Annotated in this window: 14 protein-coding genes; 8 read left to right on the top strand and 6 right to left on the bottom strand. The window is 37.6% G+C overall.

Annotated features, from left to right (window positions below):
- Positions 1-124: 124 nt before the first annotated feature.
- Positions 125-1,339 (bottom strand): MFS transporter, encoded by a 1,215-nt coding sequence (locus ABDV71_RS15645; RefSeq protein ID WP_343534183.1) that lies wholly within the window; start codon positions 1,337-1,339, stop codon positions 125-127.
- Positions 1,340-1,475: 136 nt separating this feature from the next.
- On the opposite strand from ABDV71_RS15645, the gene ABDV71_RS15640 reads away from it, so the two are divergent.
- From ABDV71_RS15640 to ABDV71_RS15610, 7 genes are all read left to right on the top strand, one after another.
- Entirely contained in the window at positions 1,476-2,186 is a 711-nt protein-coding gene (locus ABDV71_RS15640; protein WP_343534181.1) for a hypothetical protein, read from the top strand.
- 181 nt (positions 2,187-2,367) lie between these two features.
- Positions 2,368-4,965 carry an ATP-dependent chaperone ClpB gene (gene clpB / locus ABDV71_RS15635; protein ID WP_343534179.1) on the top strand — a complete coding sequence of 866 codons (2,598 nt, stop codon included), beginning with the start codon at positions 2,368-2,370 and terminating at the stop codon, positions 4,963-4,965.
- 311 nt (positions 4,966-5,276) lie between these two features.
- The gene (locus ABDV71_RS15630) at positions 5,277-5,879 is read left to right on the top strand and encodes an outer membrane beta-barrel protein (protein ID WP_343534177.1); all 603 of its coding nucleotides are present in this window, start codon (positions 5,277-5,279) and stop codon (positions 5,877-5,879) included.
- Positions 5,880-6,070: 191 nt separating this feature from the next.
- Positions 6,071-7,045: a hypothetical protein gene (locus ABDV71_RS15625; RefSeq protein ID WP_343534175.1), complete on the top strand. Its 975-nt coding sequence runs from the start codon at positions 6,071-6,073 to the stop codon at positions 7,043-7,045.
- 317 nt (positions 7,046-7,362) lie between these two features.
- Complete coding sequence (locus tag ABDV71_RS15620; RefSeq protein WP_343534173.1) at positions 7,363-7,869, top strand: TPM domain-containing protein; 507 nt, start codon at positions 7,363-7,365, stop codon at positions 7,867-7,869.
- 97 nt (positions 7,870-7,966) lie between these two features.
- Complete coding sequence (locus ABDV71_RS15615) at positions 7,967-8,974, top strand: hypothetical protein (RefSeq protein ID WP_343534171.1); 1,008 nt, start codon at positions 7,967-7,969, stop codon at positions 8,972-8,974.
- Between the two features lie 74 nt (positions 8,975-9,048).
- Complete coding sequence (locus tag ABDV71_RS15610; RefSeq protein ID WP_343534169.1) at positions 9,049-9,435, top strand: response regulator; 387 nt, start codon at positions 9,049-9,051, stop codon at positions 9,433-9,435.
- On the opposite strand, the gene ABDV71_RS15605 is transcribed toward ABDV71_RS15610, so the two are convergent.
- Together ABDV71_RS15605 and ABDV71_RS15600 are read right to left on the bottom strand one after the other, a co-directional pair.
- Positions 9,436-9,666: a DUF1456 family protein gene (locus tag ABDV71_RS15605; protein WP_343534167.1), complete on the bottom strand. Its 231-nt coding sequence runs from the start codon at positions 9,664-9,666 to the stop codon at positions 9,436-9,438.
- A gap of 103 nt (positions 9,667-9,769) precedes the next feature.
- Complete coding sequence (locus ABDV71_RS15600; protein ID WP_343534165.1) at positions 9,770-11,077, bottom strand: DEAD/DEAH box helicase; 1,308 nt, start codon at positions 11,075-11,077, stop codon at positions 9,770-9,772.
- Between the two features lie 225 nt (positions 11,078-11,302).
- Between ABDV71_RS15600 and ABDV71_RS15595 the strand changes: the two genes are divergently transcribed.
- Positions 11,303-11,776 (top strand): ribonuclease H-like YkuK family protein, encoded by a 474-nt coding sequence (locus tag ABDV71_RS15595; RefSeq protein WP_343534163.1) that lies wholly within the window; start codon positions 11,303-11,305, stop codon positions 11,774-11,776.
- Positions 11,777-11,926: 150 nt separating this feature from the next.
- On the opposite strand, the gene ABDV71_RS15590 is transcribed toward ABDV71_RS15595, so the two are convergent.
- The 3 genes from ABDV71_RS15590 to ABDV71_RS15580 all read right to left on the bottom strand — a co-directional run bounded on the left by ABDV71_RS15590 (position 11,927) and on the right by ABDV71_RS15580 (position 15,344).
- Positions 11,927-12,511 (bottom strand): DUF4468 domain-containing protein, encoded by a 585-nt coding sequence (locus ABDV71_RS15590; RefSeq protein WP_343534161.1) that lies wholly within the window; start codon positions 12,509-12,511, stop codon positions 11,927-11,929.
- 71 nt (positions 12,512-12,582) lie between these two features.
- Positions 12,583-13,626: a porin gene (locus ABDV71_RS15585; protein ID WP_343534159.1), complete on the bottom strand. Its 1,044-nt coding sequence runs from the start codon at positions 13,624-13,626 to the stop codon at positions 12,583-12,585.
- 359 nt (positions 13,627-13,985) lie between these two features.
- Positions 13,986-15,344 carry an ammonium transporter gene (locus ABDV71_RS15580; protein WP_343534157.1) on the bottom strand — a complete coding sequence of 453 codons (1,359 nt, stop codon included), beginning with the start codon at positions 15,342-15,344 and terminating at the stop codon, positions 13,986-13,988.
- Between the last annotated feature and the right edge of the window lie 199 nt (positions 15,345-15,543).

Below are 15,543 nucleotides of genomic sequence, written 5' to 3'. Positions count from 1 at the left end.
TGTGCTTGTGGGTTAAATTCTTTCCTGCAAAATGCTTATCCGTCGGTTAAAACCGACGGCAATGAATATCAAAAAGGCAACTCTCCATGCTGAAAAATCCTTTGTGTCCTTCATGCCTTAGTGGTTAATTCTCCCCCTTCAACCTCATTCGCTTCATCAACACATAAAAACCAATACCAGTAAGCAACATTAAAACCCCGGTACCAGCCCACAGCACATTAAAACCATGTTTTGCTGCAATCTGCGTTCCTAAATAAGGTGCAAAGATTAATCCTGCAGATAATGATAGCGAGTTTAAGCCCATATACGCTCCCCTATTTTTAATGTTAGAACGCTGTAACGTTACCGTAGCCATAAAGGGCATAGCTAACATTTCAGATACGCAAAGAAAAAACATCGACACATACAACAACCACAAACCTTGCGTAATTAACAGAGATGCAAAAGCCAATCCGCAGAATAGCGCACCAGCAATAATGGCATTTGCGGCCGTACTTCTTCGCTCTGCAAAATGAACAATCAGCATTTCTAAGCTAAAAACCACTACACCACTGTAAGCCAAAATTACACCAATGCTTTTTTCAGACAGATGATAAACTTGCCTATAATATAGCGGTAATGAACTCAACAATTGGAAAAAGCAAATCGCATATAAGATACTCAGTAGTGTAAAAACTAAAAAAGGAACGTCTTTATATGGAGATTGATAGGGTACAACAATTTCTTCTGCATCTTCCTTCTCCTTCACATTGCCTTTCTTATTCCTAAAATAAACGAAGAAAATAATAGCTGCTAAAGTAGCTGCAACGGCATTACCATAAAACAAAAAGTCGTAAGAAATAGCAGCTAAAAAACCTCCCAGCGCAGGTCCGATGGAAAAACCTAAGTTTAAAGCCATCCTATTTAGTGTAAAACTTCGCACCACATTTTCTGGTTTTGAATAATAAGCCAAAGAAACCGAATTAGCTGGACGAAGAATATCACTCACCATACTTAGTGCCAATATTCCAGCACCTAATGATGGCATTGTAGTTAACCTAGGCAACAGCAAAAACAATGGTACTATACCCGATAAACTGAACAGTTGCACTTTAAAATGACCAAATTTATCAGTCAACCAACCACCTAAAGAAGAACCCACAACAGAGCCAATACCAAAACAGCTCAATAAAATTCCGGCATTTTCTAAAGAAAAGCCTAAATGCTTTACCATGTAAACCCCAAGAAAAGGCACTACCATGGCGCCACTTCTATTCACTAACATTACCAAAGCCAACATCCATGCTGGGGTAGACAAGCCTTGGTAAACCTTAAAGTAATTTTTGATGTAAGTGGTCATTGAAATTGATGAAACGCAAAGGTAGAATTACCGCATTCCATTTCAGATATTTTAACAGAAATTATTTATCAAAATTTAAATTCGCATCTAGCTAATAGTTAAAATTTCACTATCATCGTATTTATAAAATGAAATTATGGGTTTTTTATATGTAATAATCGGGCTCGCTATCTTTTCAATAATCTTTGCCCTCGTATTTTCTATCCTCACTATTTGGTTTAGGAATACTGCAATGCGGATAATTTCATTTATATTAACCCTCTTGGCGTTCGCTATATACCTCATTTCAGTATTTACCATTGGCAGCGCCGATGAAATATTTGGTATCTCTGCAGACAAGTTATTGTTTTTGCCAATCGCCATTCCGCTTTATCTGCAGTGCTACTTCGCAATGAAAAGCGCTTCGACAACAATTGCAAAAAAAATCTTTTTCGGCTTGGCATGTTTAGTAGTTATACGCCTGCTGGGCGTTGTTGTAGGTGCAGCTAACGATGTACTCTACAAAAATTCACTTGAAGAAATTGCACAAGCAGTATGGAAAGTTAATTCTTACGTGCTTTTCCCTCTGTTTTTCGCAGGTATAAGCTATCTTTTTGCAAAATTATTTCATCCGCATATAAGCATATTCAAAGAGCTTTTCGCAAAAACACTAATTATTTTAGCTGCTATAACATTAATAGACGAATTTTTGAATATTTTAGTAATCTATACAAAATACAAAAATTTCATTGTTTACGATGGATACACCTATCTGATAATATTTGTGGTTTCAGTAATTCAAATTATAGTGGGCTGTCTGTTGGGCTTGTATATATTTAGAAACAAACGCGACAATTTTTCAGCATAACCCTCTTAATTATAGACAATTAGTCTTAAAAACCAAATTCAACACGACAAAACTTCCGATTTTAAAATCATTTATTCAATGGCATTTGTTTTGACCTTAGGCTATTAACCAAAAAGATAAAAGAGCAAAATACCGAGCGTTCTTTACTTCTTAGCGATTAAATAAAAGGAAAGACAACATTATGAATTTTAATAATTTTACAATCAAAGCCCAAGAGGCTGTACAAAAAGCCTCTGAAATTGCACAAGGCAACCAGCAACAGGCAATAGAAACAGCACATTTACTTAAAGGCTTGTTAACGGTTGACGAAAATGTAATTTCCTACGTTTTAAAAAAATTAAACGTAAATCTTAATACACTTAACCAAAAACTTGATGATGATATAGCTAAATTCCCTAAAGTTAGCGGTAGCAATATCTATTTATCATCTAGTGCAAATTCTGCTTTGCAAAAAGCACAAAGCTTTTTAAAAGAATTTAAGGATGAGTTTGTATCTGTAGAGCATATACTTTTAGGAATTTTAACTGCAAACGATGCGACCTCTAAGTTGCTAAAAGACCAAGGCGTAAACGAAAAAGACCTTAAAAAAGCAATTACCGAACTACGTGGCGATAATAGAGTAACCGATCAAAATGCTGAAGCAACTTATCAGGCGCTAAATAAATACGCCCGTAACCTAAATGAATATGCAGAAAGTGGTAAACTAGACCCGGTTATTGGTCGTGACGAAGAAATCAGACGTGTGATCCAAATCCTTTCCCGCAGGACCAAAAACAATCCAATTTTAATAGGCGAGCCTGGTGTAGGTAAAACAGCTATTGCCGAAGGTATTGCCTTTAGGATCATTAAAGGCGACGTCCCGGAAAACTTAAAATCTAAAGTGGTTTATTCTTTAGATATGGGTGCTCTTATTGCAGGTGCTAAATATAAAGGAGAGTTTGAAGAGCGTTTAAAAGCCGTGGTTAAAGAGGTTACCCAAAGCGATGGAGATATCATCCTTTTTATTGACGAGATCCATACCCTAGTGGGTGCTGGTGGTGGCGAAGGTGCCATGGATGCCGCAAACATCCTGAAACCAGCCCTAGCTCGTGGCGAACTGAGAGCCATTGGTGCAACTACTTTAGATGAATATCAAAAATATTTAGAAAAGGATAAGGCTTTGGAACGCCGTTTCCAAAAAGTAATGGTCGATGAGCCTGATACGCAAGATGCCATTTCTATTTTACGTGGTTTGAAAGAACGTTACGAAACGCATCATAAAGTGCGTATTAAAGACGAAGCGATCATTGCTGCCGTTGAAATGAGCCAACGTTACATTTCAGATCGCTTTTTACCAGATAAAGCTATCGACTTAATGGACGAGGCCGCGTCAAAGCTCCGTATGGAAATGGACAGTGTACCTGAAAATGTTGATGCTTTAGAGCGTGAAATTATGCGCTTAGAAATTGAACGCGAAGCTATTAAACGTGAAAAAGATGATAAAAAGGTTAAAGAACTAAGTGAAGAGATTGCCAATTTATCTGCAGAACGTGATGAGTTTAAGGCGAAATGGCAAGGTGAAAAAGATTTGGTAGATGCGATTAATACCGAAATTGAACAGATTGAAGCATATAAATTAGAAGCAGAGCAAGCGGAACGCGCTGGAGATTATGGTAAAGTGGCCGAATTACGCTATGGCAAAATCAAGGAGGCACAGGATAAGGTAGAGAAGTTGAAAGCAGACTTAGCCAGTCGCCAAGATCAGAGCCGTATGTTGAAAGAAGAAGTGACTGCAGATGATATTGCAGGTGTAGTAGGTCGTTGGACAGGCATTCCGGTAACTAAACTGGTATCGAGCGAACGCGAAAAATTACTGCACTTGGAAGAAGAACTTCATAAACGTGTAGCTGGGCAGGACGAAGCCATTGAAGCCATTTCTGATGCCATACGACGTTCACGTGCGGGTTTACAGGATAAACGCAAACCTATTGGTTCTTTCATTTTCTTAGGTACAACGGGTGTGGGTAAAACCGAGTTGGCCAAGGCATTAGCAGAGTTCTTGTTTAACGATGAGAATGCCATGACCAGAATAGACATGAGCGAATACCAGGAACGTCATGCGGTAAGCCGATTGATCGGAGCGCCTCCGGGATATGTAGGTTATGATGAAGGTGGGCAATTAACAGAGGCCGTACGTAGAAAACCTTATTCGGTAGTGTTGTTGGACGAAATTGAAAAAGCGCATCCAGATGTTTTTAATATCCTGCTACAGGTGTTGGATGATGGTCGATTAACCGACAATAAGGGCCGCGTGGTGAACTTTAAAAATACTATCATTATCATGACTTCTAATATAGGCTCTCATTTAATTCAAGACAATTTTAAAAACTTAGATGATGAAAACAGGGATAGTGTGATTGCAAAAACGAAAAGTGAACTGTTTGAACTATTGAAACAAACCATTCGTCCCGAGTTTTTAAACAGGATTGATGAGCTGATCATGTTTACGCCATTGAACAGAAACGAGATCAGAGATATTGTAACCCTTCAATTTAAGCAGGTACAGGATACTCTGGCCGAGATGGGTATTACCATGGAAGCTAGCACTGAGGCCCTCGATTGGCTTGCCGAGCTAGGCTATGACCCTCAGTTTGGTGCACGTCCACTTAAACGTGTGATTCAAAAACGAATCCTGAACGAGTTATCTAAAGAGATATTGGCAGGCAAAGTAGACAAGGATAGTAAAATCAAATTAGATATGTTTGACCACAAATTTGTATTCCTTAACGAGGACAAATAATATTCGTAACTCCATCATATATCAGAAAAGACAGGCTTGGCCTGTCTTTTTTTGTGACACTTATCTGCCAAAAAATGTCAAATCGACAAATCTAAAATCACTTAAAATATCACTCAATTGTCAGTAAAGGGCACTTTTGTCAATAAAATCTAATATCGAATTTTCCCTATATCTACCCAAAATATTATTAATCAATCGATTAATTAAATAGGGTAATTTTGGCATAGCTGACATTTTTTCAAAGAGGAACGGTAGTTGAAAAGAGTGTGTCAGATGGTCATAAGATCATCGTAAACATAACACATATAAAAATGAAAAAAGTTCTATTATCGTTATTGGCTGTAGCAGCTTTAACATTTGGTGCAAAAGCACAAACTGAAAAAGGTAAAATCATTCTTGGTGGTAACGTAGGATTTAACAGTACTAAAGTTGATGGTGCAGCTAAAGCTGATATTAACTTTAGCGTAGTTCCAAGTATTGGATATTTTGTAGGCAACAACTTTGCAGTAGGTACTGGTGTTGGATATGAGTATGATAAATCTGTAAGCAGAACCAACCAACGTGAAGCTTTTGTAGTGGCTCCTTTTGGCCGTTACTATGTAAACTTAACTGACCAATTCAAATTTTTTGGACATCTATCAGTTCCTATGGCTTTTGGTACCCAAAAAGATGTAAATGCTAATGGTGATACTGGTGCTAAAGAAGCTACCACTACTGCTATTGGTGTAAACTTGGCCCCAGGTTTTGCTTTCTTCCCTACTAAGAAAATTGGAATTGAATTTTCGGTAAATGGTTTAGGTTATAATAATTTGTCTGTTAAATCAGAAGCTACCGGTACTAAGGTTAAAACCAACAGCTTTGGTTTAGACGGAAATACTTTTGCCCCTAAATTGGGTGTACAGTTCCACTTTTAATTTGAGCTAGTTACTTATAAAAGGCCGCCCATTGGGTGGCCTTTTTTTGTTTTTATGGCTATTTGCTATCGCAAAAAAAATGCTAACTTGCTTGATATACAGACATTAATCTCCACTCATTCCTCTCTCCCACTAGTTTTTTGAACGAATGTGCGAAAAATGGAGGCGAAGTTGAAAATAAACCATAGCAAATGAAATGTTCCACTTACATTTTAAGAATCCTTATTTTTTGCATACTATGTTGCGGACATATTGCTCAAGCGCAAAAAGGTACTACCCCAAAAAAACAAACATTGCTGTGGACTACCGCTTGGAGTAAGGACAATAAATTGATAGCGGTGGGTGGCGATGATCGTGTATTGCGGATTTATGATTCCAAGTTTCTTAAGACTATCATGAGTTTTCCTCTCCATAGCATGATTAGACAAGTGAGTTGGCATCCTACAAGAAATATCTTGGCCATAGCCACCAGTGATGATAACGTCAGTATTTTGGATATCGCTACTAAAAAAATGGCTAAACTTAATGGCATTACTAGTGGTGCCAGAGGAATTGGATGGAATTTTAATGGAGAGTTGCTTGCTACTGCAGATAATGATGGCCTGGTAAAAATATGGAATGCTAACGCTAAGCTATTGAGAACTATCAAAAAGGAAAGTGATGATAATAGCTACTTTTCTTTGGACTGGCATCCACATAAAAATTTGATTGCTGCTGGTGGCGATGATTTACGGATCATAGATACATCCGGGGCAACGTTAAAAATTATTAAGCACAGAAAAGAAAATACCGGAATACTGGCGGTTCGTTGGCATCCTTCTGGAGATTTTTTGGCCTTAGGTGATTACGGCCAGGATAAGGAAGGCATTCCATCTATTGTTCAGTTTTGGAACCCAGATGGCACGCTGATCAAAGTTTTACGTGGTAGCAAGGCCGAATATCGAAACATCCAATGGAATAAAGAAGGAACGCTTTTAGCAACCAGTAGCGATGCACTGCGTATTTGGAATAAAAACGGCGATCTGCTGTTCACTGGAAAATCTAAAGATTTATTGTGGGGTTTGGATTGGAATAGTAATTCTAGCCAAATCATTACCACGAGTATTAATGGGCATATCAAACTTTGGACAGCAAAGGCTACATTGATCAAACGAATTACGAAATAAGATTTTGTTGTAAATTTAATTAGTATGATGTTAGAAATAGGCAATTAACGCTAATAGCATATCGTTAGATCTCTCCTAACGTCGAGATGACGAAGAATTCAATGGTCGCTGCCCATAAACCTAAGTTAGTGGAGCTAAATTGTCTGTCATTTCAAGGGCAACGAGAAATCTAGCTACATGTTTAAACCTAGCCATGATGTAGCCATTTTTATACTTATACTAGTTGTAAATAATCAATCCTTATATTAGTTTTAGACCGTCAACATTATTAACTCATCTTAGATTTATACAACCAGCTAAAGAGAACGACCCTCATCATGAAACAATTAGCTATCGTTTTTATATTTTTTAGTTTTTTAACTGCTTGTGGGCAAACAAAAAGTAGTGACTACTGGAGCAATTTGCCTCAACCTACTGGATGGGTAAACGACTTTGACCATCTTTATACCAAAGTGCAAAAAAAGACCCTGGACAGTTTAATTGCCAACTATGAACAAAAAACAAGTGTCGAGATTTCTCTTGTAACTATTCCGGTTACTGCCACAGACAAAGAACGTTTTGAAGATCTTACTCTTCATATGGCTAACACTTGGGCTGTTGGCAAAAAGGATAAAAGCAATGGTATTTTTATCGGTATTTCAAAAGAATACAGAGTCATCAGAATACAAAATGGTTTAGGAATTGAAAAGCTAATATCTGATAACCAAACCAAAGAGATTATCGATAGTTATTTCATTCCCTATTTTAAAAAAGGAGATTTTTTTAAAGGATCTTATGAAGGCATCGTGGCTATAACTAAAACTTTAGATAAAGCAAATCACTAGTTCTTCTCTAAGCCACTGAAATCAAATTCTTGTAACAACTCGCTTTAAATACGTCCAATTAAAGAACCTGATGGGCAGGTCATTTTAATTTAGACATATGAAAAGAACGATATACCTTTTTGTTTTTCTGCTTTTGGCCCAAACAGCTTCTGCTCAAAATGATGAAGCGAAAAGAGATTTGGCCTTTTTACAAGGTACTAAAAGTTGGTTTGCTGCTTGGCAGCTCGTTAGTAGCGAAGTTTTTAAAATCAATAAGGTTAAACCTGTCGAGTTTGTCTTTTTTGATGATCAATATGTTTATTCCACTTCAGCGGTCACTATACCGAAGGGGCTTGCTGTTAAAGGCAACAACCTAATGAACTTAAAGTTAACGTGGAGAAAAAGCCTACATCATGACACGCTTACCCTACCCGATAGAACAAAAGTACCCGTAGGGTTGATATCTTTTGCAAGTGAGGTAAACGGAAATGCCTTTTTTGTAATGCCTCTTTTAAGCTTTTGGCAGCATAAAGAAATTAAAAGCAAAGAGCTAGGTACCGAAAAATTGGTGACAGGTGTTTTTCTTCATGAATTTTCGCATTCGCAACAAATGGAAAATTTTGGAAAGAAAATAAGTTCGTACGAAAACACTACTCATTTTGAAGCGCCATTTTCTGATGACATTGTACAACATCTTTTTGGTAAAAATGAGGCTTACGCGAGTCTATACAAGCAGGAGGTTTCATTTTTATACTCATCTGTGAAGGATGAAAAATTGGATCAGACATTAGTGAATAAGGCTTTAGAAACCATGCAAAATAGACAGCAAACTTTTTTTAAAGACAAATTTGTAGCATTAAAAGAAATTGATCGCTTCTTTTTAACCATGGAAGGCTTGGGGCAGTATACTATGTATCTATGGCTAATTCATCCAAAAGGAGGAAATATTCCGGTAACAGATGCGATTGCTGGAGTAAGAAGAGGCAGTAAGTGGTGGTCGCAGGATGAAGGTTTTGGACTGTTTTTGGTATTAGACCGCTTAACTATACCCTCCGCATGGGCTACAGGCTTATTTGGTGACAGTACAGAGGACGTTATTTCCCTAATCAAAAGACTTGGCAAATAAATATTAATTTCAACTAAAACCCTATTGTTTATTGGTTGTTATGTAAATAGTACAACAATGTTATATTTGCGTTTATGAAAAGAATTATTGTAGTTGACGATGATGAAGAAGTACTAGATACTATTGAGCTCGTTTTGGAAATTGGGGGTTATGAAGTAGAACCTCTTAGTGATGCTGAGGGTTTACACGATGTGATTAACGGGTTTAATCCAGACTTGATTATATTGGATATTGTACTAGGCAAGATAGATGGCCGCACTTTATGCAATGAAATCAAGGTTAACCCAAAGACCAAACATATCCCTATTTTAATGATGTCTGGTCTTTATAAAGCAGAAGAAATCAATCTTTTAGCAACTCCACCTGATGATTTTATGCCTAAACCTTTTAAAATGGATGTGCTTTTGGAGAAAATTGAAACCCTGATCAATAAAAAAGCCATTAGGCAAAATATCAATTAACTATTTCTTTTCTTCTCTGGGACCACGTTTATAAATTACCAATCCGTTTAGGAAGTTTCTTAAAATCTGGTCACCACATTTTTTAAAGTTGGGATGATCTTCTTTTCTAAAGATATCACCCAATTCGCTTTTTGTAACTGTAAAGTTCACCAATTTACAGATAGCAATAATATCATCGGTAGTGAGTGATAGGGCCACTCTTAATTTTTTCATTACTTCGTTGTTGCTCATATATCTTTTTAGTTTACTAGGAACTAGGAATCAGCGGCTAGGACCTAGTAATTAGTAAAATAGCCTATTTCCTTCCTAACCACTAGCTACTAGTCCCTAACTCCTATCTAGCTATTTCTACTTTTATTTTCTTGCCTTTTATTTTTTCGGCAGAGAGTTTCTTTACTAATTTTTGCGCTAAGTTACGCTTTACGGCTGCATAAGTGCTCAAATCTTTCACTTCTATTAGACCTATCTCTTCTTTGCTTAGTCCACCTATTTTAATCAGAAAACCCACAATATCTATTTTATTGATTTTCTGTTTTTTACCTGCCGCAAAATAAATAGTTTGCCATTGGCTATCTGGTGGGATTGGATAATTTCCCTTGAGCTCTTCTTTTTCAATATCATTATCTAGATAGGGAAATTCTTCGTCGTTAGCAAAAATTAGATAAGCTGTTCCTTTGGCCTTCATTCGGGCTGTACGTCCATTACGATGTACAAAAGCTTCTTTGGTAAGGGGCAGTTGGTAATGGATAATATATTCTACTTCTGGAATATCTAGTCCACGGGCGGCCAAGTCGGTAGTGATTAAAATTTTCACACTGCCATTTCTGAATTTAAGCAGTGCTCGCTCTCTATCCTCCTGTTCCATTCCACCATGGAAAATGTCGTGTACCAAATCTTCGTCAATTAGCAAATCACTGATTCTGTCTACTGTTTCTCGGTGATTACAGAAAATGAGCATAGATTGGTCACCAATTTTACAGATCAGCTTAAATAGTGTTTCAAGCTTGTCCTCTGCAAGCGTATCAATTCTTTTCAAGGTTAAGTCTGGCACAACTTCTTGCTGACCCAAATAGTTAATGGTCTGGTGTTCCTTGATGCCTGTAAACTCAGGCAATTCGTTCATTTTTGTAGCAGAAGTTAGGATACGTTGTTTTAGCGCACGTAAACAATCGATGATGAAAGACATATCTTGGGTGAAACCAAATTCCAATGATTTATCAAATTCATCCAATACCAAAGTACTAATGGTACTTTCGTCGAAATTGCTTTCACGTAAGTGAAAGGCTATACGCCCTGGGGTGCCAATTAATACTGCTGGGGCTTCGATCAGGTTATTGCGCTCTATTTTTACCGAGTGGCCACCGTAGCAACAAATTACTTTAAAGCCCGTAGCCATTTGCTTAAAAACCTGCTCTATTTGCAAGCCCAACTCTCTTGAAGGTACCATGATCAAACATTGAATACCTTTTTGCCCTTGGCTCAAATTTTTAAGTACTGGGATAAGAAAAGCCAATGTCTTTCCCGAACCAGTAGGTGCCAAAACTACCAAATCATCACCTGTATTGGCTTTTGCCGTTACTTCTTCTTGCAATGGATTGAGTTTTTCGATATTGAGATTGGTGAGTAGCTTTTGCAGATTCATGATGCAAAGGTAGGGATTTAATGAGGAGTTATATGTTACGAGTGACTTGTTATAGGCGGCTATTAACTTCACAACTCACAACCAGCAACACAAAAACAAATATAACTTGTTGATAAACAATAAAATGTTAGCAAATAAACAACATACAATTAAAGAAACTTTAACAATAAGCTCTTAATTTTAGGAAACCTGATTTTAGGTTGCTTTATCTTATTACAATAACTTATGACCTGGAAGAAATTTAGTGGCGAAGTTATTCATTCGTCAATCTTAGCAGAAGTAGAAAAAGCAATTCTTCGAGAAACCGAAAATGGCTTCAAATTAAAAGTCTGCATCGGCACCGACTCCCAAGTAAAGGGTAGCTACACCGATTTCGCTACGGTAATTGTACTGTTAAGGGAACATCACGGCGGCTTTATGTATATCGCCCAAGAAAAAACCACCCAAAAAATGGGCATTAAGGAAAGAATGTTGCTGGAAGTACAAAAATCTATTGAAACAGCTTATTCCATCTGTGATCTATTGGACATTTACGATGTGGATTTAGAAGTGCATGCGGACATTAACACTAATCCATCGTTCAAATCTAATAAAGCTCTAAATGAAGCTATGGGCTATATTTTAAGCATGGGTTTTATTTTTAAAGCTAAACCAGAAGCCTTTGCGAGTTCGACTTGTGCGGATAAGATGGTGCATTAGCTTTTAGGTACTAGGGGTTAGGAACTAGTAGCTAGTGGTTAGTTTTTCAATGATGAATGGTTAATTGTTAGTGGTTAACGATTGGGTCAGCCGATTTTTTACTAATTCCTAGCCACTAACTACTAGTCACTAGCCACTAACACCTAGTACCTATTCCCATGTTTTAGAAATTACTTTCTTTTCAGCAGACTGGGGCGCTTGCACTGTTTTATGAAGCAAATGATCTTTTAAGCGGGCCGCAAATTCGGTAGCATATTTTGAAGTTTGCAGTCGATAATCTTCCCATTGATCTACATTCCATTTTTTGGGTTCTGTTTCCAGTGGAATACCCACCATTGTACTTGGGACAAAGTTGCCATATCTGTCTTTTTGATAAGGAAAAAATTCAAAATTGCTTAACCAAAAACGATACTTTCCATTATTTGCTTCAAAATAGAGTCGATAAGCAATTTCACCAGAAGGGTGTGAAAGCATAGCCATACTTTTACGGATGATCAGCTTACCATTGGCTACTAACTCTTTAGTATTGCCAACAGTTGCTGGTCTTAATTCTTTCTTCTGCTTTTGAATAAAGCTTAGTAACCTGACACTAAGCGTATCTTGCGAAACCGTGGTGTTTACTACCTCATAATAGGTGTACTTACCTGTTTCGTCCTTTGGCAATTGAACTATTTCTTGTGCACGCAACAGTACTGAAAACCCTAGCAACAACACTAACAACGGAAATTTTTTCATAAAATATACTTTAAAAAATGAAGCGCCCCGAAATTGGGGCGCTTTCGGTTGTGATTAGCTTATCGTAAAGGCTAAAAACTGTAGACTGCTGCTAAAGAAAATTGCGCTGCAGATTTATTTAATGTGGTTCCATCGCTTTTAACAAAGCTTTGGCTAAAATCCTTATCGTTATCAAAACGAACTTCTGGAATAAAGGTTAAGCCTCCAGATTTAATATTACCCGACAAGGTGAACGAAGTTACACTTGCACTTGGCCCACCTGAAATTCCTTTATAATTAAAGTATTCGGCCCTTAAACCTAAAGCTACTGATGGGGTAAATGCATATTGCGGATAAAGCGCTACACCTGAGTAGCCAAACTTGTCATCTCCGGCACTTAAATCGGCAGCATTTAAACCAATTTTCACCTTATCGGTAATTTGATAAGCAGTGGTCAAATCTATTACGGTGCTGTAATTTCCGTAACCATCCAAGCCATGCAAACCATTGATGTAGGCTGTCCAGCCTTTCACTGGCGAAATCATTAACTGACCTCCTAAACTAGATACTCCGCGGGAAGCACGATATTGGTTCCACTCGTTAAATAAACCTACCATCAGGCTCACTTTATCTGAAAAGGCATAAGTTCCTTTAATCCCTGCATTTTGGAATGGACCAGAACCAAATAAATAAGAAGTTGAATAGTTAAAGTTAGCGGCGGGCGAAATCACTTCATAACCAACAAATGTACCCATGTAACCTGCAGTCATACTGAATTTATCGGTGAAAGCATAGTTTACATACAAATTTTGAATATTGAAGCCGTTAGCTGTTGGAGCATATCCACCAGCAGCATCTGGTATCGATTCATATTGACCTCTAGGACCAAAAGAAAGCTCCCCTACAAAAGAGGCCTTACCTGTTGTTTTTTTAAGGGCTAGATCAATCATTCCTAGGGAAACAGAATTTTGTTCGCCCGCGAAATAGGTTTTAATATTGCCCGTTTTATTGAAATCGTATTTATAATAGGTATCTACCGAACCTGATATTTCAAGTGGAGAAGCTTTTTCTTGTGCAACGGCTGCGGTTGCAGTGCTTAATAACAAAAAGGATAGTGCGGCTATATTATTTTTCATCTTGTTTATCATTTTTATTTGAAAAGCGAGGATACTATCAGATTTTCCACTGTCTGAAAAAACATGACGGTTTCCATCTTTTCAAAGGATTAAAAAATTAAATAATTGATTATCTCTTCTATAGGTAGAAGATCATCATATAGCATAGCGCAAAATTTAATCAAAGCAATCTCACCCGACTCCAAACATGGAGCCGTATTCAAAAAATTGTTCTGCTCAAGAAATGCTCATCCAAACATTTCCGACATCTCTAATCGCCCCAGCCTGTGTTTATCGCAGACCGGGGAGACAGAAATTATATATCAAAAACAATTTAACATCATGATTTTTAACTTAGCCTAAGCGGGGGAAAATTAGTTTTAGTTATTCGGGATTTCCTGTCCAGATACGATTAGGGTACCTTGAGTGTATTTCTCATTGTGCTGAGAAGCATCCAACCCTTCTTCTTCTTCGTCGGCACTTACGCGGATTGGAAGAATTAAGTTGATTACCTTAAAGATGGCAAAAGATACCACAAAGCTAAATACTACTACCAAAATCATTCCTTTTAATTGGATAAAGAAAAATTCAGGATTACCATAAAGTAGGCCGTCAACACCAGCACCATTTACCGTTTTGGTAGCAAATACACCTGTTAAAAGCATCCCTACAATACCGCCAACACCATGGCAAGGGAATACATCCAAAGTATCATCTAATGCTGTTTTTTGTTTCCAAGAAACTACTAAGTTAGACACGATAGCGGCAAATACACCGATGAATATACTAGATGGAATACTCACAAAACCGGCGCCCGGAGTAATGGCCACTAAACCAACTACGGCACCAATACAAAAGCCCAATACTGACGGCTTTTTACCTCTAGCAGCATCAAAGAACATCCAAGATAAACCTGCGGATCCGGCAGCAACATTAGTCGTTACAAAAGCGGATACTGCCAACGCATTAGCGCCTAAGGCCGAACCTGCATTGAAACCGAACCAACCGAACCAAAGCAAGCCAGTACCAATTAGCACATAAGGAATATTTGCCGGCGGTACTTCTTTGTGCTCCAAATGTGATCTTCTGCGCTTTAATACCAAAGCACCTGCCAAAGCAGCCATACCTGCAGAGATGTGCACCACAGTACCGCCTGCAAAGTCAAGTACGCCCATTTTAAATAGGATGCCATCTGAATGCCAAGTCCAGTGTGCCAATGGCGAGTAAACGAAAATGGCGAACAATACAATAAATAAGATATAAGAGGTAAAGCGGATACGCTCTGCTACTGCTCCTACTACCAATCCAGGGGTAATAATGGCAAACATACACTGGAAAATAGCAAATAGCGACAATGGAATAGTGCCCCAAGCTGGACCCGAGTTTACACCCTGGAAAAAGAAAAAGGTTTTAGGGTTACCAATTAAACCACCAATGGAATCACCAAAAGCTAAGCTAAAGCCTACGATTACCCAAAGTACGGAAATGATGCCTGCGGCCACCACACTTTTGATCATGGTTGATAATACATTTTTGCGATGTACCATTCCGCCATAGAAAAATGCCAAACCTGGGGTCATTAAAAATACCAATGCCGAGGCGATCAAAACAAAAGCAATGTCTGGCGCACTGTACTTGCCGTCATCAAAGTTTGTTAATGGCTTAATAAATAATGCGGCAACTGCAACTAACATTAAAATTGCGAAGGGTGCCCACTGTTTAAATAAAACTTTACTCATAATTTAAATTTTAGTGTTTGATTTCAAACCTAAATTATAAATAAGATTCCAATTTTCATCACAATTTTTACATTTTTTTAATAAATTTTTAATTTTTATTTAAATAAAACAACAAAAAAGCAATAAAATATCATACAAAATCAAAAAACAAACAAAACAAAACACAAAACAAATAAACAAACCTCAATGAAGCAGAAAA

The sequence above is a fragment of the Pedobacter sp. genome, from assembly GCF_039594775.1.
Lineage (GTDB): Bacteria > Bacteroidota > Bacteroidia > Sphingobacteriales > Sphingobacteriaceae > Pedobacter.
This window is presented reverse-complemented; position numbering and strand designations above follow the sequence as displayed.